This window comes from Nostoc spongiaeforme FACHB-130, from assembly GCF_014698475.1.
GTDB lineage: Bacteria > Cyanobacteriota > Cyanobacteriia > Cyanobacteriales > Nostocaceae > Nostoc_B > Nostoc_B spongiaeforme.
In genome coordinates this window covers 39,210-58,017 of sequence record NZ_JACJTB010000044.1, presented here as the reverse complement: position 1 = coordinate 58,017, position 18,808 = coordinate 39,210, and the positions used below count along the sequence as shown (strand labels likewise).

Annotated in this window: 16 protein-coding genes; 9 read left to right on the top strand and 7 right to left on the bottom strand. The window is 38.8% G+C overall.

The features are described from left to right. The first annotated feature begins 218 nt into the window (after positions 1-218). The 5 genes from nadC to H6G74_RS24835 all read left to right on the top strand — a co-directional run bounded on the left by nadC (position 219) and on the right by H6G74_RS24835 (position 4,606). Positions 219-1,085 (top strand): carboxylating nicotinate-nucleotide diphosphorylase, encoded by an 867-nt coding sequence (gene nadC / locus H6G74_RS24855; protein ID WP_190970181.1) that lies wholly within the window; start codon positions 219-221, stop codon positions 1,083-1,085. 346 nt (positions 1,086-1,431) lie between these two features. Continuing rightward, a complete protein-coding gene (locus tag H6G74_RS24850; RefSeq protein ID WP_190592576.1) occupies positions 1,432-1,980 on the top strand; it encodes a peroxiredoxin in 549 nt (182 codons plus the stop codon). A gap of 94 nt (positions 1,981-2,074) precedes the next feature. Next, positions 2,075-3,427, top strand: a complete 1,353-nt coding sequence (gene gor / locus H6G74_RS24845) for a glutathione-disulfide reductase (RefSeq protein WP_190671535.1) — start codon at positions 2,075-2,077, stop codon at positions 3,425-3,427. Between the two features lie 109 nt (positions 3,428-3,536). After that, positions 3,537-4,172 carry a Uma2 family endonuclease gene (locus tag H6G74_RS24840; RefSeq protein ID WP_190970180.1) on the top strand — a complete coding sequence of 212 codons (636 nt, stop codon included), beginning with the start codon at positions 3,537-3,539 and terminating at the stop codon, positions 4,170-4,172. A gap of 59 nt (positions 4,173-4,231) precedes the next feature. Then, positions 4,232-4,606, top strand: coding sequence for a hypothetical protein (locus tag H6G74_RS24835; protein WP_190970179.1), 375 nt, complete (start codon positions 4,232-4,234; stop codon positions 4,604-4,606). Here H6G74_RS24835 and H6G74_RS24830 read toward each other — a convergent pair. Beyond that, positions 4,603-8,289, bottom strand: a complete 3,687-nt coding sequence (locus H6G74_RS24830) for a CHAT domain-containing protein (RefSeq protein WP_190970178.1) — start codon at positions 8,287-8,289, stop codon at positions 4,603-4,605. The two genes, H6G74_RS24835 and H6G74_RS24830, sit on opposite strands and share 4 nt — an antisense overlap. 425 nt (positions 8,290-8,714) lie before the next feature. On the opposite strand from H6G74_RS24830, the gene H6G74_RS24825 reads away from it, so the two are divergent. Together H6G74_RS24825 and H6G74_RS24820 are read left to right on the top strand one after the other, a co-directional pair. Beyond that, positions 8,715-8,948, top strand: a complete 234-nt coding sequence (locus H6G74_RS24825) for a hypothetical protein (protein WP_190970189.1) — start codon at positions 8,715-8,717, stop codon at positions 8,946-8,948. A 110-nt stretch (positions 8,949-9,058) separates the two neighbouring features. Then, a complete protein-coding gene (locus H6G74_RS24820) occupies positions 9,059-9,904 on the top strand; it encodes a DUF4351 domain-containing protein (RefSeq protein WP_190970177.1) in 846 nt (281 codons plus the stop codon). 89 nt (positions 9,905-9,993) lie between these two features. On the opposite strand, the gene H6G74_RS24815 is transcribed toward H6G74_RS24820, so the two are convergent. After that, entirely contained in the window at positions 9,994-10,512 is a 519-nt protein-coding gene (locus H6G74_RS24815; protein WP_190970176.1) for a GNAT family N-acetyltransferase, read from the bottom strand. Between the two features lie 82 nt (positions 10,513-10,594). On the opposite strand from H6G74_RS24815, the gene H6G74_RS24810 reads away from it, so the two are divergent. Beyond that, a complete protein-coding gene (locus H6G74_RS24810; RefSeq protein WP_190970175.1) occupies positions 10,595-12,475 on the top strand; it encodes an ABC transporter ATP-binding protein in 1,881 nt (626 codons plus the stop codon). A 249-nt stretch (positions 12,476-12,724) separates the two neighbouring features. Here H6G74_RS24810 and H6G74_RS24805 read toward each other — a convergent pair whose 3' ends face one another. The 4 genes from H6G74_RS24805 to H6G74_RS24790 all read right to left on the bottom strand — a co-directional run bounded on the left by H6G74_RS24805 (position 12,725) and on the right by H6G74_RS24790 (position 16,241). Then, positions 12,725-13,702, bottom strand: a complete 978-nt coding sequence (locus H6G74_RS24805; RefSeq protein ID WP_190970174.1) for a sucrase ferredoxin — start codon at positions 13,700-13,702, stop codon at positions 12,725-12,727. 635 nt (positions 13,703-14,337) lie between these two features. Next, complete coding sequence (locus H6G74_RS24800) at positions 14,338-14,877, bottom strand: hypothetical protein (RefSeq protein ID WP_190970173.1); 540 nt, start codon at positions 14,875-14,877, stop codon at positions 14,338-14,340. Between the two features lie 58 nt (positions 14,878-14,935). Beyond that, positions 14,936-15,559, bottom strand: coding sequence for an exopolysaccharide biosynthesis protein (locus H6G74_RS24795; RefSeq protein WP_190970172.1), 624 nt, complete (start codon positions 15,557-15,559; stop codon positions 14,936-14,938). Positions 15,560-15,638: 79 nt separating this feature from the next. Next, positions 15,639-16,241 carry a DedA family protein gene (locus H6G74_RS24790; RefSeq protein WP_190970171.1) on the bottom strand — a complete coding sequence of 201 codons (603 nt, stop codon included), beginning with the start codon at positions 16,239-16,241 and terminating at the stop codon, positions 15,639-15,641. Positions 16,242-16,449: 208 nt separating this feature from the next. Here H6G74_RS24790 and H6G74_RS24785 point away from each other — a divergent pair, with 208 nt between their 5' ends. After that, complete coding sequence (locus H6G74_RS24785) at positions 16,450-17,232, top strand: ABC transporter permease (RefSeq protein ID WP_190970170.1); 783 nt, start codon at positions 16,450-16,452, stop codon at positions 17,230-17,232. Positions 17,233-17,240: 8 nt separating this feature from the next. Here the strand turns inward: H6G74_RS24785 and H6G74_RS24780 are convergent, their stop codons facing one another. Then, the gene (locus tag H6G74_RS24780; RefSeq protein WP_190970169.1) at positions 17,241-18,677 is read right to left on the bottom strand and encodes a carotenoid oxygenase family protein; all 1,437 of its coding nucleotides are present in this window, start codon (positions 18,675-18,677) and stop codon (positions 17,241-17,243) included. Positions 18,678-18,808 lie beyond the last annotated feature (131 nt).

The window sequence follows — 18,808 nt, the reverse complement described above, 5'->3', positions numbered from 1 at the left end:
AAACTATAATCTTTTCATGGTTCGGTTTCCTTCGAGCGAGCTTCGCTTTGCAGCGCCCCCTCTCTCAGGCACTTATCCAATATATCTAACCTTCCCCTCACTGTCAACCTCTTCTCTACAAGTTTTTTGGAATTTTTTGGTGATATTGCTAAAAAGCTTATGGGATATAGGTTGTAGGCTATAGTATTTCTAAAAGTGATTCGAGAAATAATAAAGTCGTGAATAAAGCTAGTGTTTTACCTCCTTGGCTAGTGTTGGATCCGTTATTGCGTGGCTGGTTGTTGGAAGATATTGGTCGGGGCGATCGCACCACCAATCCCCTCCTCAGTTCAAATTCGACCTTAAAAACAGCAAAATGGCTGGCGAAAGCACCAGGAATCATTGCGGGATTACCATTAGCAGCAAGGGTATTTCAGCTTTTAAATGAAGAAACTAGCTTTACGACTATTGTGGCTGACGGTGAATTTTGTGAACCTGGACAAGTAATAGCTGAAATTCATGGGTCATTAGATGCACTACTGATGGGGGAACGGGTCGCACTAAACTTAGCGATGCGTTTGAGTGGGATTGCTACGTTAACTTATAAATATGTAGAGGAAATTGCTGGTTTCCCTGTTCAGTTTGTAGATACACGCAAAACCACACCAGGGTTAAGAATCTTAGAAAAGTATGCAACTGCTGTGGGAGGTGCAATCAATCACCGTATGGGGTTGGATGATGCTGTGATGATTAAGGACAACCATATTGCTGCGGCTGGTGGGATTAAAGAAGCAATTACCCGGATTCGTTCTCAAATACCTTATCCGTTGACGATTGAAGTGGAAACTGAAACGATAGAGCAGGTAAAAGAAGCATTAGAGTATAAAGCCGACATTATTATGTTGGACAATATGGGTCTGGATATGGTGCGTGAAGCTGTGTCTCTGATTCGTCAACACAATAGTCTTGTAAAAATTGAAGCTTCGGGAAATGTCACTTTAGAGAGTATTGCTGATTTAGCGGCGACGGGTGTTGATTACATCTCTAGTAGTGCGCCGATTACTCAGTCAAAGTGGTTGGATTTGAGTATGAAGATAGTTGGATAACAGGACTTTTGCGAGTATTACCAGTAATAGTTGAGGTGTGATACTGGCATAAGTCCTTTTATTTCAGCGTTTTTCGGTTGATTCCAGTACAAGTTGATAGAGGCTAGGGACTAGGGACTAGATGAATTTACCTCATTGGGGTGAAAACCTCTGGACGGCTTGTTTTGGTTTTTATGGTCTTGACTTAAGTTTCAAGCATCTGTATTGACTCACTGGAAAGTGTGCTTGGAAATTTATGATTTTTAAGTATTTATGACTATTGCATATTTCTTAAATCAGAATTATTCTGACTTAACATAGCAGAATTTAATTAACCGCCCATACATAAACTGCTGAAGAGGTAAATATGGCTGTTATCGACAGAGTTCCTGACGTTTTATTTAAAACCCGTGTGCGTGACGAGTCTGTACCTGGGCCTAATCCTTACCGTTGGCAAGACCGCACTACTCAAGATATTTTTGGTGGCAAGCGTGTTGTAGTCTTCTCTTTACCAGGGGCTTTTACTCCTACTTGTTCTACTTCCCATTTGCCGCGCTATGAAGAACTATATGATGAATTCAAAGCTTTAGGTGTTGATGAAATAATTTGTATTTCTGTAAATGATGCCTTTGTAATGTTCCAATGGGGTAAACAACAAGGCGCAAATAAAGTATTTTTACTTCCTGATGGTAATGGCGAGTTTACTCGCAAAATGGGTATGTTAGTAGATAAGTCTAACCTGGGCTTTGGGATGCGCTCTTGGCGTTACTCAATGGTGGTTGATGATGGCAAAATTGAAAAGATTTTCATTGAACCAGGGTTTTTAGATAACTGTCCTACCGATCCTTTTGAAGTTTCAGACGCAGATACAATGCTGGCTTACCTCAAGGAAGCAAAGACACCTGTAACTGCTTAAATACAATAATTTGTAGTTGATAATGCGTAATTCGTAATCGTTAATTTAATTGCGAGTTACGCATTACGCATTAGTAATTATTCATGGGGGAGACATGAGTTACGATTTTGATTTATTCGTAATTGGTGCAGGTTCTGGAGGAATTGCCACTGCTAGAAGGGCGGCAGAATATGGTGCTAAAGTGGGAATTGCCGAGTTTGACAGACTGGGTGGAACCTGCGTTAATCGTGGCTGTGTTCCCAAAAAATTGATGGTTTATGCTTCTCATTTTCCTGATGTATTTGCAGAATCTCAAGGGTATGGCTGGAGTCCTGTTGAGAGTAATTTAGATTGGGAAAAGATGATTACGGTGGTGAACAATGAAGTAACCCGCCTGAATGGAATTTACCAAAGAATGTTGGATAATTCCAAAGTTGAGGTGTTGCAGGGATATGGTAAATTTGTTGACCCTCATACTATTATTGTTGGGGAACGCCAAGTCACCGCAGATAAAGTACTTATTGCGGTTGGTGGAAAGCCTGTCAGACCAAATATTTTGGGAATTGAACACGCGATTACTTCTGATGATATTTTTCACCTCAAAGAACAACCCAAGCGCATCGTAATTTTAGGTGGAGGTTATATTGGTTGCGAATTTGCCTGTATTTTAAAGGGATTAGGTAGTGAAGTTACACAGGTGATTCGTGGAGATAAGATTTTGCGTGGTTTTGATGAAGATATCCGCAGTGAAATTCAGCAGTCGATGATTAACCACGGTATTCGGATTCTGAATAATATTGAACTAATTGCTATTGATAAAAGTGCAGAAGGTGTAAAGGTTACAGTCAAAGGTAGTGGAGATAGTGAGGAAACAGTAGTTGCTGATGCTGTGAGTTTAGCGGCTGTTGGTCGTAAACCCAATACCCAACATCTTGGTTTAGAAAATACCACAGTTCAGCATCGAGATGGGGCAATTTTGGTAGATGAGTACAGTCGCACCCATGAAGAAAATATCTATGCAGTGGGAGATTGTACAAATAAAATTAATTTGACTCCTGTTGCGATTAATGAAGGTCGAGCGTTGGCAGATACAGTGTTTGGTGGTAAATCTCGAATTATGAGTTATGCTAATGTGCCGACAGCCATTTTTACTACACCGGAAGCTGCAACTGTTGGTTTAACGGAAGCGGAAGCGAGAGAAAAATACGGGGATGCGGTGAAAATTTATCGATCGCGCTTTCGCCCAATGTATTACACTCTGACAGGTAAAGATGAAAAAACCTTGATGAAGCTGATCGTTGATCAAAATACTGATAAGGTCGTAGGGGCGCACATGGTGGGGAATAGTGCGGCTGAGATTATTCAAGGAGTAGCGATCGCTGTTAAGATGGGTGCTACCAAAGCTGATTTTGATGCAACTGTCGGTATTCATCCAACTTCGGCTGAAGAATTCGTGACTATGCGTTAAAAATCTCTGAGGTTGAGCAAGTGTTTGGCTGTAATACCTATCAAGCTTGCTCAACTCAGTGTGATTTTGGGCAAGTTAAGGGTCAAGTACTATTTGGAGGTGTTAACTGATGACCCAAACCCAAGCTGAACCAAAGTTATACACCTTTGATGAGTTTATCGAATGGTATCCCGAAAAATCAGAAGTTCGTTACGAATTGTATGATGGGGTGATTGTCGAAATGCCTAAACCTACGGGCGAACATTCTGATTTAGCTGGTTTTTTGATTGAAGAATTACTCATCACAATTAGAGAGATGGGTAAGCGTAGCATTTGGACTATTCCTAAAGAATCTATTATTAAGCCGCACCGCGACAAGTCTGGATATGAACCGGACATTATTGTGTTAAATCAAGAAACTATCGATACTGAGACACGCTGGAAAAAAGAATCTGTTATTCAAAACGCGACTTCGGTAAAACTAATAGTTGAAGTAGTTTCAACCAATTGGCAGGATGATTACTACGATAAACTTCGTGACTATGAAGATATGGGTATCCCAGAATATTGGATTGTTGATTATGCTGCACTGGGCGGGCGCAAATTTATTGGTAATCCCAAACAACCTACCATTTTTGTGTGCGAGTTAATTGACGGAGAATATCAGATGACTCCGTTTAGAGGAACAAACCGTATTATATCGCCGACTTTCCCGGAGTTGAAATTAACAGCGCAGCAAGTTTTTGACTCGGTATCATCAGATTAAACATTCAATGTATAATTGCTGAGTATTTCGTGTATTTATTTACTGTTTAAAACTATTAAATGATTACTGTTTCACCAGAGGAAATTAGTGAATTTCGCAGCCAGTTGGCGGATAACCAAGATGCCCTTAATGCTCTTGATCTCATTGAGCAGCGTAATGGAAATTTGGATACAGCAGCTAAAATATTGGCAATCAGGGCTGGTTATGAACCATCCAGAAAATCAGATATCTTGGACGAATTATTAGAAAAATCCCGCAAAATAATCTGCCAGGAAGAGTTTAGGGATGAATTGGCAGCAGGGATAATACCTATTGTTATAGAACCATTGGCAATGAGTTGTGCTATTCCTCCAGGATTGGCAAGTGTAGTTGCCATTTATGTTTTTAAAATAGGGGTAAAAAAATTTTGCCAGGTTCCCGATTCTAAATCTTAAACTCCTGTGGCGGTGAAAGCTGCCCAATAGAAAGGATTTTTAAAAGGATATGGCTTACGATTTTTAGTCTGTAATAAATATTCCTCAGCAAATATCTGCTCATCCTCTTCAAGTTGAGCAAAAATTTCTCTAATTTGTGAATCATATTTAACTAATAGTGCTTCAAATTCCTCTGTTGTTAAATTTCTCAACCATTGCTGTGCTTGATTGAGTGCAAGGGAGACACTATTTAGGGTTTGCAGATTTTCATAAAATTTCATCATCAAAAATGCTGTAGATAAATCACTAACAGTCCACAAGCTACTGACTACAGCTTTACTACCTGCTAACAGAAAACCGCTAGGTAAACCAATATATTCATCGCTGGTATTTTGAAAATCAATCAATCCAGTTTCGCAAGCGGAAAGGGTAACGAGGCGACAATTTTCTAATTTGAGTCTGAAGATTGTATCTAGGGTAAGACATTTTTCTAAATCATGGGTTTCTCCTGCTCGTAAATTTAGATAACGTTCGGAGTCGGGGTTTGTTGGTGGGTCTGCAACGGGTGAATTTGCTAAAATTAGGGCTGATTTACCAGCGTTTGTTAAGTTAAAAAACCCGTGACAGCTAAAATGGGCGCAGTGGTAAGTATTTAAGTCAGAATTATTAATTGCGGTGAGTGTAGCATCTGTTCTTTTCAGGACGTTGGCAGTATTAAAGTAGCTTTGAATAACTTGTACTTCTAAATCTATATAGTTCAAATCGCCTGTGGGGTTTTGAACTGCAAAGAGGGATTGAAAATCAGAACGTTTGCGTTGTTGTACTTGTTGTAGTAGTTGACAACTAGGTGCATAGCTCACACCACCAGGAAATAAATCTAGAAGACAGCGCGAATTTTCAGAACTTTGATTGATTGGCAGAGCATGAAGGGGGAATAAATGAAGGAAACGATGGGGAATTAAAATGATTTGATTGCAATGCTTTGATAACTGATTGATGAAGGCAATTATTTCATCAATGTGCAGAATTTTAGCTAATTGCTTCAGTGCTGACTCTAAGCTATTCAGCCATTCGTCTTTTTGAAGATAGTAATTTCGTAAATATTGATTTCTCCAATTTTCTAAAGCTTTGAAATCTTCTGGTTGGGATTGCCAAACTGTTACTTCTCGTGTTTTGGTGACAATAAACGCCAGGATTTTATCAGCCAGAATATACCACTCAATGATGACTGTATTCTCATTCAACGTAGTTTGGAATGAATTAAAATCAAAACCATAACCAACTGGTAAATAGCGGTTTTGCAATTCGTTACGCTGTTGTCGCAATTCTTGGAGATGTTTTGCTAAGTCTTGAGGATTCTCTGCTTTACCATTTTGGATTTGATATTGTCCTACAGCTATTTCATCTCTGTAGGTTTCTAGTTGAGTGACAACATCTGGAGGGAAGATGGTTTTAGCGTCACGTTCGAGGATTTGCTCAACTAAATTGCGGGTTTTACTACGTTCAGCATATTCAATTGCTTCGGTAATCTTATTTAATTGCAAGCAAACTTCCACCATGCGGCTATAAACTTCGTTAAAGTGTTCCGCTTGTTTGCGTTTGCTTTCTCCACCAGATACTATTTCTTCTCGTAAAGATTCGATATTGGCAATGGCAGACTTAAAAGTATTGTATGCTAATTCAAGCTGGTGTGCCTTTTGGTAAACCATCCCAAGGCTAAATAAAGCTTCAGTATGTTTTTGGGGAAATGAGTCTAAAGTATCAACTTTCAGAACTTCTTGCAAACAAGTGATAGCCAATTCTAAATTTTCTGCTTGTTTACCTTTGATTCTGTTAGAGTAAGTCGTAGCAAGATTATGTTGCGTATCTGCCCAATCTTGGGGAAAATTGTTAAAATTTCTGACTTTTAGAGCTTGTTGTAAACAAGTGATAGCCCACTCTAAATTCTCAGATTTATTCCCTCTAATTCTTTGAGCGTAAGCAGCACCAAGACTGGTTTGTACAGATGCCCATTCATATAAAAAATCGTCAAAAGTATAAAATTTTAGAGCTTGTTGCAAATAAGTGATAGTATGCTCTAAATTTTCAGATCGATCTCCTATGACTCTATAAATATAAGTAGCAGCGAGGTTCATTTGTATTCTTGCCCATTCATAGGGAAAAGTGTCAAAAGTTCTGACTTTTAATGCTTGTTGGTAACAAGCTATTGCCTGTTCTATATTCTCAGCTTTATCTCCTCTTATTCTCTGAGTGTAAGCAGCACCTAGATTATTTAGTATAGCTGCCCATCCATAGGGGAAAGTGTCAAAAGTATGAACTTTTAATGCTTGTTGGTAACAAGCTATTGCCTGTTCTAAATTCTCAGCTTTATCTACTCTTATTCTGTTGCGGTAAGCTTCGCCAAGACGATTTTTTGTAACTGCATAATCATAGGGAAAAATTTCAAAAGTTCTGACGTTTAATGCTTGTTGGTAACAAACTATTGCCTGTTCTAAATTCTCAGCTTTATCTCCTCTTATTCTGTTAACATAAGCATTAGCAAGATTATCTTTCGTAGCTGCCCATTCATAGGGAAAAGAATCAAAAGTTCTGACGTTTAATGCTTGTTGATAACAAACTATTGCCTGTTCTAAATTCTCAGCTTTATCTCCTCTTGTTCTGTTAACATAAGCATTAGCAAGATTATCTTTTGTAGCTGCCCATTCATAGGGAAAAGAATCAAAAGTTCTGACTTTCAGTGCATCTTGCAAACAAGCAATTGCCTGCTCTAAATTCTCAGCTTTATCTCCTCTTGTTCTCTGATAATAAGCAACACCGAGACCATTTTTTTTATTTGCCCATTCATAAGGAAAAGCCTCAAAAGTACAAGCTTTTAATGCTTGTTGGTAACAAGCAATTGCCTGTTCTAAATTCTCAGCTTTATCTCCTCTTATTCTGTTAACATAAGCATTAGCAAGATTATCTTTTGTAGCTGCCCATTCATAGGGAAAAGAATCAAAAGTTCTGACTTTCAGTGCATCTTGCAAACAAGCAATTGCCTGCTCTAAATTCTCAGCTTTATCTCCTTTTATTCTCTGAGCATAAGCAACACCAAGATCATTTTGCGTAAATGCCCAATATTCGGGAAATGCTTGGCGTACGTAAACAGTGAGTGCGATTTTATAGCCAGTAATGGCCATTTCTATATTGCTGGCTTTGTTACCCAAAGGGAATTGCTGAACTAGGTTGCTAAAAATTATAATATCTTCAGCAATAAATTGAGCCACATCTGCTTTTGCTTGTCTCAGTGTATTTATTCCCCACCGATATAACATTTCTACTAACACATCGTCGATTTTATCTGTATTCTCTGCCAGCAAGGCGTAGATTATATTAGTATCACCTGCACTGTCTCTAGTTGCTCGTAATACTTCCATTAAGAATTGGAAATATACGTTCATATCTTCTTCACTCAGAGATGGCAAATCTACTTCATTATCTAGATTCAAAGCTTCCCTAAGATGACTTGCCAAATTTTGTAGCCAATTTGCTGTATTTTTATCTTCCTGCTGTGCAAAACTTTCTGCTACTGCTGCTACTACCTGTACAAAATCCGCATCCAGCAATTCTGTATTTACTGCTAATATCTCTGGCTCTTCTCCGCTAGGGCAATTTAGCAGAGTTTGAATTAGCTGATAATAAGCTTGTAGACGCTGTTCGTTCATGGTTCAGGGCGGGAGACGCAAATATATCATGAGAAACATTCACCGCCAATGCTCTAAATTCCAGAAAAGTTTAGAATTTCATTACGGGTGATGTGTTTCTGACGATGCAAGAACCTTAGATGAGTCTTTTTGATTTGTGAAAAGATAATATACTGATGTTGCGATCGCTTGATTTTCCTAAATGCGATCGCTCATCTTTATTTTAGGTACTATAAATAACAAAATATTATACACAGTACAAATTCTGGAAAAATCCTCTAATTGTCTTAAATTAGAAGGAAAAATTTGTTGCAGATATTTTTGTTTTAGTAATTGACAAGTATAAAATTATACTTTATTATAAAGACATGAGAAAGGCGATCGCCCTCCGGGAAGAGTCCGCAATCGCCTTTCTTTCAACACCTAAATAGGAGTCGATTACTATCATGGCACAAGAGAGAGAAAATCCCGACAATCAACAACCTGTTCCACAGCAGTCATTTTCTAAAAGAGAACGAATTAAACATTTGTTGATTGGTTCACCTAAAGCAGTCACCAGCACAATACACTACTTGCAGGCGATTGGTTATGCAAATGTCGGAGATTGGAGTCCATTATTACCCGCAGAAGATCCTGATGAAGTGATGAGTATTTTAATTCGGCAAATTTTTACTGCATAACTTGAAATTACAACCCCGACTCAACAATCGGGGTTGTGTTCTACTGACTGAGAAGATGAAGCGATCGCTATGGTAAATTGTGGAAGCGATCGCTTTAGTACAATATCACCTTGAGTTACGATAACACCTGCAAATACCTAGCCGAAACTTATCCTGCCGAGTTTGCCAAATGGTTACTTGCATCTGACACTACAGATAATATTCAAGTACTCAAAACCGAACTTACCCTGGAACCAATTCGTGCTGATTCGGTGACATTCATACAAATCGCCAATCAAATCTTACACATCGAGTTCCAAACTACACCCCAATCAATGCCACCACTTGATTTTAGAATGCTAGATTATTACATCAGATTAAAACGTCAATACTTCTGGTGTGAAATTCATCAAGTGTTAATCTTCTTGCAACCAACATCTTCAGAAATTGTGTATAACACTCAATACACAGACAGCAACACCATACACAAATATCGAGTGATTCGCTTATGGGAAGAAGAACCCACACTACTGTTAGCCAACCCTGCACTGTTACCACTAGCGACATTAGCCAAAAGCAACTCACCCCAAGCATTATTAGAGCAAGTGGCGGCAGCTGTCGATATGATTGAAGAAACAGATGAGCGACAAAATATCTCAGCTTGTGTTCAAATGATAGCTGGTTTGCGGTTTGAGAAAAACTTAATTACACAAATTTTCAGGGAGGCGATTATGCAAGAGTCTGTAATTTACCAAGATATTTTGCAAAAGGGAGAAGAACGTGGAAAGAAAAAAGAAGCGTTACAACTTATCTTACGTCAGTTAACACGTCGCTTTGATGCAGTTAATCCACGGATAGAAGAGCAAATTCAGGCTTTATCTATTACTCAATTGGAAGATTTAGCAGAGGCGTTATTAGATTTTGCTAGTCAAAATGATTTAGAGAATTACTTAGTAAACCTCTCTCAATCTAGTTGATAAAATCAAGCGATCGCTATGGTAAATTGTGGAGGTGATCGCAAGCATTTTTGATTTTGTGCTGTTGAGTAGCGATCGCAATTAAATTTTTAGCTAACTTGTTTCAATTGCCACGCTTCTTGGTTGAGTGCATAGTAAACCACATCTACATTGTAGAAACGGGCGTTTTTTTCGTATTTCATACCGACTTTTTGAATTACACGGACTGAGGCGATGTTTTCTGGATGAGCGATCGCTACTATACGATTTAATTTAGCTTCTGCAAACCCATATTTTATGGTTGCGGTGGCGGCTTCCGTCCCAATTCCTATGTTCCAGTAAGATTTGTCAAACACATAACCCAGTTCAACTTCTGGGGTATTTTCCAAAAAACCTAGCCCACAACGCCCAATCAGTTTACCGTTATCTTTGTAAATTGCTGCCCACATCCCGAAATTATGTTGTTGCCAATGCTGGATATGTTTGTGTAAGCTGGCTTGTGTCTGTTCTTTATTTCTTGGAGAGAGGTATTTCATGACTTCTGCATCACTGTAGATTCGGAACAGATCATCAAAGTCATCTGTGACGAAGCGTCTTAACCGCAATCTGGGGGTTTCTATTTCTGACATATCATTAAACCGCAGGTGTGAATGCTACATTAAATAGGCGTGTTTTCCCAGTGCAAAATCCAATTAATTTCATGCTCCCATTATGAGCATCTACCAATCCCGAAAAAAATCTTACAGAAGAGACCGTTGGCGTAGCAATGACTGGCGATTATTTTTACGTTTAGTTCCCTATGCTCGTCGTCATATTAAATTGCTGACTTTGGCAATGCTATTGCTTGTACCGATCGCTTTAGCAAATGCTATACAACCGTTGCTGATTGGGCAAGCTATTTCTCTGATCCGCAATGAGCCAAGTACTTATGAGTTTCTCAGGAATCTGCCGCTATGGCAAGGCATAAACATCCTGGAAGGCTTTCTATTGATTGCCATTGTCATCCGATTATTTTTCACCAGTATTCAAGGTTATTTACTACAAAAATTAGGACAAAATATCACAGCCGCCATTCGACAAGACTTGTTTAAGCATGTCACATCTTTGGCAGTCCGCTTTTTTGACCGTACACCCGTTGGTAAATTAATTACCAGACTCACCAGCGATGTAGAAATTTTGGGAGATGTATTTTCCACTGGAGCAATTGGCATAATCTCCGATATATTTTCGATGGTGGTGATTATTGGGATTATGTTGTCTATTCAGTGGCAACTTGCTTGTTTACTGCTATTAATCTTGTTACCAGTTACCTGGTTAATTATTTACTTTCAGCAACAGTACCGCAAAGCGAATTACAAAGCGCGGGAAGAACTATCTTTGTTAAATTCCCAGCTACAAGAAAATATTGTTGGGATTAATGTAGTGCAGCTGTTTCGGCGAGAAAAAATTAACGCAGAGTTGTTTCGTGCTGTTAACAACCGCTACATTGCCCAAATGGATCAAACCATATTTTATGATTCAGCAGTATCAGCTACTTTAGAATGGATTGGCTTAGTAGCGATCGCTGGTGTATTGTGGATGGGTGGTTGGTTACTTTTAGAACAAAGCTTGACATTTGGTGTATTGTCTGCATTTATTCTATATGCCCAGCGATTATTTGACCCATTGCGAGATTTTGCGGAGAAATTTACCGTTATTCAAGCTGGCTTTACTGCTATTGAACGAATTAACGATATTTTAGATGAACCGATAGAAATCCGCGATCTTAATAATCAACGCTTCTCAGTTTTTGATCATAGCTTCGGTTACATAGACGAAATTATTGCTGAGATGGAAGCACAAAGCTTCAACTCTGCTCCAGAATTAGGAGAAATTCGCTTTGAACACGTCTGGTTTGCTTACAAAGACGATGATTTTGTCATCAAAGACTTAGATTTTGTAATTCGTCCCGGTGAAAAAGTCGCATTAGTCGGCCCCACAGGTGCAGGTAAAAGTTCCATTATTCGCCTGTTATGTCGCCTTTATGAACCCACCCAAGGACGGATTTTAATTGATGGAGTAGATATTCGAGAAGTTCCCCAAGCAGACTTACGCCGCTATATGGCCGTAATTTTACAAGAAGGCTTTTTATTTGCTGGCGATGTCAAAAGTAACATCACTCTCGGAGACAGATACACATTCGAGGAAATTGAATTAGCTGCACAAAACACCAACATTGCTCAGTTTATTGCAGAATTGCCCCAAGGCTATAATACTCAATTGCGAGAACGCGGCACAAACCTTTCTAGTGGGCAGAAACAACTATTAGCCTTCGCCCGTGCTGCTATTCGTAACCCCCAAATTCTTGTATTAGACGAAGCAACCGCTAGTTTAGATGTGAATACAGAAGCGTTAATTCAGCAGTCACTCAATCAACTGTTGATCAGGCGTACTGCAATTATTATTGCTCACCGCCTATCTACAATTCGCAATGTAGACCGCATCTTTGTTCTCAAGCGGGGTGAATTAATCGAACAAGGTAGCCACGAAGAACTGTTAGAACAAGGAGGGATGTATGCAACCTTACACAACTTACAGATGTTAGGAATTTAATTGGATGATTCTGTAGGGTGGAAATATCAATTTCTACACTATACGATAAGTAGGTGGACACAACCATTTAGAAGACACATTTCGACTTCGCTCAATGCTCAATAAGAGGACTGGAAGAGGCTTGAGCGAAGTCGAAACCCGGTAATCTCAAATTAGATTTAATTTATTTTTTCTAATTATTTATTTGATTATTAACTCAATTTTTATCAGGTCAAAACAATTATTGGTAGATGATTAACCCTGGAATTTTTATTGAGCAAAACTCACCACCTTTGTAGATGATAGCCAGACATTAGCTATAGCATATTTAACTAATACTGACTCTTTTTGAGAATTACAAGCACTTCTGAGCTTAACAGATTTATGACTGTCCTGAATGAATTGAGCTTGATAGGTATACAGAGAACCATCAGGAGTTTCGCAACTAATTTCACCAAGAAAAGTCTGATTATCTAAACTTTGTTCTAGGATTTTGCCAGAGACTTTATAATTAAACCAATCCCAGCCATGATGTAAAATTAATTGTCGTTCTAAAACTTGTAACTGAGTTGGTAAAATTCCCCAGCCGCGATAAACTTTTTCCAAACAGTGAATGTCGCCATTACGAGTTAATATTACTTTGAATATTTCTTGGTCGAGAACACCATAATATCTACCTTCTGGTAAGTCAATAGCTGTCGGTGCAAAGCGGTGTCCGCCAAAATGACTAGACTTCCACAAGCGCACACTATCTAATTGCAAATTAGCTACAGTATGAGCAGCGTGGAAGAAGAAAGGATTACCATATCTAGCACAGCATTTATCATGACTACCATGAGTACACACTAAAATATCTCTTGTTGCGTCTGTGTATACTTGATAATCAGTAGTGCTATGTGCTAACCATTTTTTGACAACACCTGCGACTAATTCTATATTTGGCAAGTGAAATTCATATTTGCAGTATCCATGACTTAACCCCTGCTTTTTTTGATAAATTAATAGAGTTGTTTCGTCTGCTTTATGGGATACATCATTAGCAATTAACAGAAATCTAATTGGTAGTTTTGCACGAGTAATTTCTTCTACCAAAAGTTGTAAGTTTTTCGGAACCCACCGAGAATTAAAAGCTTCTGTAGTCCAAGGCGGCGGACATTCAACTAAAATATATGTTTCGTAATTGGTAGCACTACCAATTAATTCTTCACCTACTTGTCGTGCATAGTCAGAACAAAAAAAGGTATTCATCGAACTTATCTCGTTTGTTGGCTTTACAGATAATGAAGGCGTAAACAAAATTGTGTTGATGACTACAATTTATTCATCTCCACAAGATAAACAAAAATAATCTGCATTTACGGCTTAAAAGCAAACTGCCACTTTATAACATTGTTTCTCAACAAAAACTGTCTAGTTAATAAAATCTCTACAATATTGTCAGCTAAATTCCAAAAAGTTATTGCTGTACTTTTCAGGAAAAAGTTTAAATTTTTGATTAAATTATGACTGTGGCGAGTGTACAAGAGTAGCATCTTGTCTTCAGATAGCGATTCTTTCAGTATTTTGTACAGTTCTCGGAAGTGGCTAACTTGTAAACGTCTAATTTTATCCATTTTATTGCGAGTATTTCTCAATAAATTTTTAAAAAAAGAGTAAAAAAAATCCCTAGATGTAAAATAAGATACTGTTTTTAGGTAAAATCAGAGTCTTATCTGCATAATTGAACTTTGGAGAATCTATCTTGACTGTAAATGAAGCTGGTAAAGAATGCAAGTTTTTGAGATTGTTTGTTGCATTTACCCGCATTTATCAGTAAGCTCAACTCCCATACTCAGAGTTTGCAGCCCAAGCATCAACATTTTCAATCTAATTGATAAATAGTCTCAACTATCTCTAGTTATAGATGCTGAATTAACTTCCCAGCGAAATAGCCGAGGAAGTTGGGCGACATCTATAACGTAATTGACAATCCATAGCACCAGTTCCAAAATCAGTAAATATCGCACCCAAAGTAGTTCTGCTTGAGAACCCAAAAGTGTCAAACCTTCGTAAAGTTGCCAAAAACGATAGGGGAGGTAGATATAGGGAACCATTACCCAGACAACATTTTGTAGTTTTCTCAGGGTGAAGGTTTCAAATATAATTTGCAAACCCAAAATAATAAAGTACCAGCCCAGCACAGCCAACACGATACCGTGTTTCCACCATACTCCCCACAGCAGCATAATTAGTAGTGGTAAAAGTACACCTAGTATTTGCACCGTTAAAAACCACCACCTATACCACCAAGGAAAAGGTAAAGGTACAGTATATGGCTTGGCGTTTTTCCAGCCCCAACTAATTACCCCAATCAAAAAGGTGGAAACTGTAAAAAACAGCAGGTTTTCCAGTAAGAGATAGAGATTGATGTGCAAACCATTCATAAATTTATTTTTACTGTCAGGGGTTTCGAGTTCATTCTCCTGAAGACAGAAATTTTAGTTAACGACCCAACCAAGTTCTGATGACATCCAAAAGACTGGAACCACCCCAAATGAGGGCAACGAGAATTGAAGTTGTTAAAATGGCTCCCATCAGACTCAGAACTAAACCACCTAAACTAATAGCGCCATCATCTTCTAGCAGACCAAAACCAGTGACAAAAATACCCATTGCTGGTAATGTGTTTGTCCCTGGTACAGGAATCATCATGGAAATTGACATTAAAGCGATCGCAATACCAATGGTGACTCTACCTGGAGTTGTGGTACAAATAAAAGTTAAACGCGGACGTGCGATCGCTTCAATTCTCCGTAACCAAGGAATTCCCGCCTTTAAAAACCCCTGAACTGTATCAAGTTGGATAGGGTGGTTCATCATTTTTTGTGGTAGCCAAGGACTTTTTGCACCCACAACTAGCTGTATAGCTAATAAAAATATCAGAATCCCAAAAGGTGTTGAGTATCCTGGGGCTGGAACTGGTAAGGCAGAAGGTAAAGATAAGATAACTAGTAAAAAGCCAAAAATTCTTTCTTGCGCTAAAAGCAGAATATCTGCCAAAGTCACTGTTGTTGGTCTTTCTTCTTCAAAAAAATGACGATGTAATTCTTGAGATAGTTTAGCCATAGCATTGAAAAAAACACTAAGATTTAGCAATTTAAAACTATAAGTGCAAATAATCAAGCCCTGCACAAACCCTAATTTACTAGTTTTTCGCTCTGTTTTCTTGAACTAGATGCACAATCGAAGGGACTAAAGAAATCACAATAATAATTCCAATAATCGGCAACAAATATTTATCTACTTGTTCAGCAGGTAAAGTTTTTCCTAAGAAAAAGCCTAATAAAGTCATCCCCACAGTCCAAAAAAAGCCACCGATGAGGTTATAAAACATAAAAGTTTGATAGTGCATAGCACCCAAGCCAGCGACAATTGGGGCAAAAGTCCGCACTATCGGGACAAATCTAGCTAAGACAATAGTTTTTTTGCCATGTTTTTGATAGAACCTTTGGGTTTTAACTACGTGTTTTTTATGAAAAAATAAGGAATCTTCTTTCTGAAATAATTTTCTGCCAAATCTATGCCCTGTAGCGTAACCAATGTTGTCGCCTAAAACTGCACAAATAAATGCACCAATAATTAAAATCCAAATATTTAACAAATGTTGCGAAGCAACAAATCCGGCTGTGAATAATAAACTATCGCCTGGAAGGAAAAACCCGATAAGTAATCCTGATTCAGCAAAAATTATTGCCCAGACTCCAAAGTAGCCGATAGATTTAATTAATTCTGGTAAATCAAAGTGCATAAAACCTCACGTATTTAAGAATAAGCAACTATATATATAGCAGTTTTAGTCGATGTGTGAATAACAGAGACAAGGGAGAAAAGGGAGAGGAATGTTTATAAATAATTTAGGATCGCTATATTAGGATTCTGTAAGATTCCTAGGTGATTCAGATTATAAATGTTGTGTTAGTTGCTAAATTAATTGTGTAATGAGATGTTAGAGGAAGATGAGCAGATATTGGAAATTAATCCGGCTATTTTGGACTACCTCCTTAGCGGCAGAGATGGAGTATCGGCTTAACTTTGTGGTTGCTGCACTCACTAGCTTGGGTAATTTAGGCGGAAGTATTTTTAGTTTGTTTTTGTTTTATCGTACTGGCTATACTTTTGCGGGTTGGTCATGGGAAGCAGCTTTGATTGTGTTGGGAATTTTTACTATACTGCAAGGTTTTTCCGCAACATTTTTGGCTCCGAATTTAAATAAAATTGTGAGTCATGTGCAGATAGGGACTTTAGATTTTGTACTCCTCAAACCGATTCGCAGTCAATTTTGGCTATCTACTCATACTCTTTCACCGTGGGGATTACCGGATCTAATTTTAGGTAGTTTGATTATTGGCTATGCAGGCCAGCGCCTGGGCTTGGGAATTGATAATTATCTCCTAAGTGCCGTACCTTTGTTATTTGGGATAGTAATTCTTTATAGCTTGTGGTTTATGCTGGGAGCCACTAGCATCTGGTTTGTGAAAATTTACAACGTCACGGAAGTGCTGCGGGGTTTATTGGAGGCTGGTAGATATCCAATGGTTGCTTACCCCGCAACTTATCGCTTTTTCTTCACCTTTGTAGTACCAGTAACTTTTTTAACTACTGTACCAGCAGAAGTGATGCTGGGACGAGTGCAGTTTACTTGGTTGATAGGTGCGCTGGTGTTAGCAATTATTTTGTTTTGGCTGTCTACTAAGTGGTGGCGGTTTGCTTTGCGTTTTTATACTAGTGCTTCGAGTTAGGGATGTGGCTAGGTTGATGCTGCTTTCCAAGTGCCGTGGAAACTGTGGGGGATGACGCTGGGTAAGCCTAATTTACAAACTGGTTCTGCGTCTAGGCGATCGCTATCAAAGATCCAAACTTCGCTAGTATGAGAATTGCCATCATAGACAACAGTGAGTACCCAACTTTGCTGCGGGTGATGAATATCTTGCACAGCTAAGGGTTCTGAAGGATAACGATTTTCGCCCAGGTTGGCTTCGGTGAGGGTATGGGTATTGTGATCAAAGCGGGCGATCGCATTTAATAATTCTTGACTAATATCTGTACCTTGACGAAATAAACTCATATAGGTGTAGCGCGATTTCTGCCCAACATTTGGCGCTGGTACATTAGGAAACTCACCAGTCCGGTCTAATAAAGTTTCAATTTTTGTCACCTTGCCAGTTTGGGGTTGCAGCACAACTCGCGTAAATGTGTTTTTGGCAGTTGTCTGAGTTTTTCCAGCCACAACTTCTTGAAGATATTGGTTAGTTTGAAAGTCATCATAGCGGGTAAAATCCACAATTACTGCGCCACTAGAATCAACATAACCATTGGCAAAATGCCATTGATACCAAGGTTCAGTTTCTCCCTGACTGACTAAAGTTAAAGTTTCGCGGTCAATGACTAAAATTTGTGTGCCTAAATTTGGTCGCCACTTGAGTGCATCACTATAACTGCTGGTTCCCAAAACGATAGGTAACAAATTCAACCGCACGGCTGGAATAAAAAACACCAGATATTGTCCTGCTAAAACAAAATCATGAATTAGCGGCAAACCTGTTAATGGAAACTGAGCTTTTTGAATAATTTTGCCAGCCCCATCACTCTTGTAAACATTCAGTGTGGCATTTAACCCCAGACTCACACCAAAATTAAAAATCTCCTGAGTTGAAAAATCAACCTTTGGGTGAGCAGAATAAAATAATCCGGGCTTTAAACCGCCTAAATCATCTAAACCTTGAGTTTCTAAGGTGGCTAAATCAAGTCTGTGGGGATGTCCGCCTTCCCAAAGTGCTAAGAGTTTATCTGGTAAAGCCAACACAGAAGTATTCGCTGCATTTTTTACTGGTTTGCGCCATTGATGCCAAATTGCCCCCGGCGCAGTCATACCATAATTACCATACAGCCATTTTCCGGCGGCTGTTTCGGCTTGATAACCCGCAGTTTGTACATAGCGATAAACTCCTGTGGCTCCAGCAGCATTAAAATTAACTGCGAGAATTGCCCCATCGCCGTCAAACCAGTGTCCTACATGGATATTGTCACGTTCTAAGCATCCTGGGCCATTGCGGTAGAGTGTGCCACGTAAACCTTCTGGGATTTTGCCAGAGAGAATTGGTAATGGTGTGAGAGGAAATTCTGTTGCTGGTTGAGATATTGCACCTGCCCAGGCTTTTTTGGTTGATTTTTGATCAATAATCATTCTAAATTTTGATGTTGAAGTGAAATAAATATAGCCATCCTATCTGAGTTGTGAAAAAATCTTCTTTTTAACGAACCGCAAAGGACGCAAAGGACACAAAGAATGAGAGGAAAGAAAAGAAAGGGAATTTC

What these genes read in the sequence shown, in the direction of transcription:
- H6G74_RS24785 (WP_190970170.1), top strand. Translation starts at nt 16,450, where the DNA reads ATGAGCAGATATTGGAAATTAATCCGGCTATTTTGGACTACCTCCTTA.
- H6G74_RS24835 (WP_190970179.1), top strand. Translation starts at nt 4,232, where the DNA reads ATGATTACTGTTTCACCAGAGGAAATTAGTGAATTTCGCAGCCAGTTG.
- H6G74_RS24780 (WP_190970169.1), bottom strand. Translation starts at nt 18,677, where the DNA reads ATGATTATTGATCAAAAATCAACCAAAAAAGCCTGGGCAGGTGCAATA.
- H6G74_RS24795 (WP_190970172.1), bottom strand. Translation starts at nt 15,559, where the DNA reads ATGGCTAAACTATCTCAAGAATTACATCGTCATTTTTTTGAAGAAGAA.
- H6G74_RS24805 (WP_190970174.1), bottom strand. Translation starts at nt 13,702, where the DNA reads ATGAATACCTTTTTTTGTTCTGACTATGCACGACAAGTAGGTGAAGAA.
- H6G74_RS24840 (WP_190970180.1), top strand. Translation starts at nt 3,537, where the DNA reads ATGACCCAAACCCAAGCTGAACCAAAGTTATACACCTTTGATGAGTTT.
- H6G74_RS24790 (WP_190970171.1), bottom strand. Translation starts at nt 16,241, where the DNA reads ATGCACTTTGATTTACCAGAATTAATTAAATCTATCGGCTACTTTGGA.
- H6G74_RS24825 (WP_190970189.1), top strand. Translation starts at nt 8,715, where the DNA reads ATGGCACAAGAGAGAGAAAATCCCGACAATCAACAACCTGTTCCACAG.
- H6G74_RS24810 (WP_190970175.1), top strand. Translation starts at nt 10,595, where the DNA reads ATGAGCATCTACCAATCCCGAAAAAAATCTTACAGAAGAGACCGTTGG.
- gor (WP_190671535.1), top strand. Translation starts at nt 2,075, where the DNA reads ATGAGTTACGATTTTGATTTATTCGTAATTGGTGCAGGTTCTGGAGGA.
- H6G74_RS24830 (WP_190970178.1), bottom strand. Translation starts at nt 8,289, where the DNA reads ATGAACGAACAGCGTCTACAAGCTTATTATCAGCTAATTCAAACTCTG.
- H6G74_RS24850 (WP_190592576.1), top strand. Translation starts at nt 1,432, where the DNA reads ATGGCTGTTATCGACAGAGTTCCTGACGTTTTATTTAAAACCCGTGTG.
- H6G74_RS24800 (WP_190970173.1), bottom strand. Translation starts at nt 14,877, where the DNA reads ATGAATGGTTTGCACATCAATCTCTATCTCTTACTGGAAAACCTGCTG.
- H6G74_RS24815 (WP_190970176.1), bottom strand. Translation starts at nt 10,512, where the DNA reads ATGTCAGAAATAGAAACCCCCAGATTGCGGTTAAGACGCTTCGTCACA.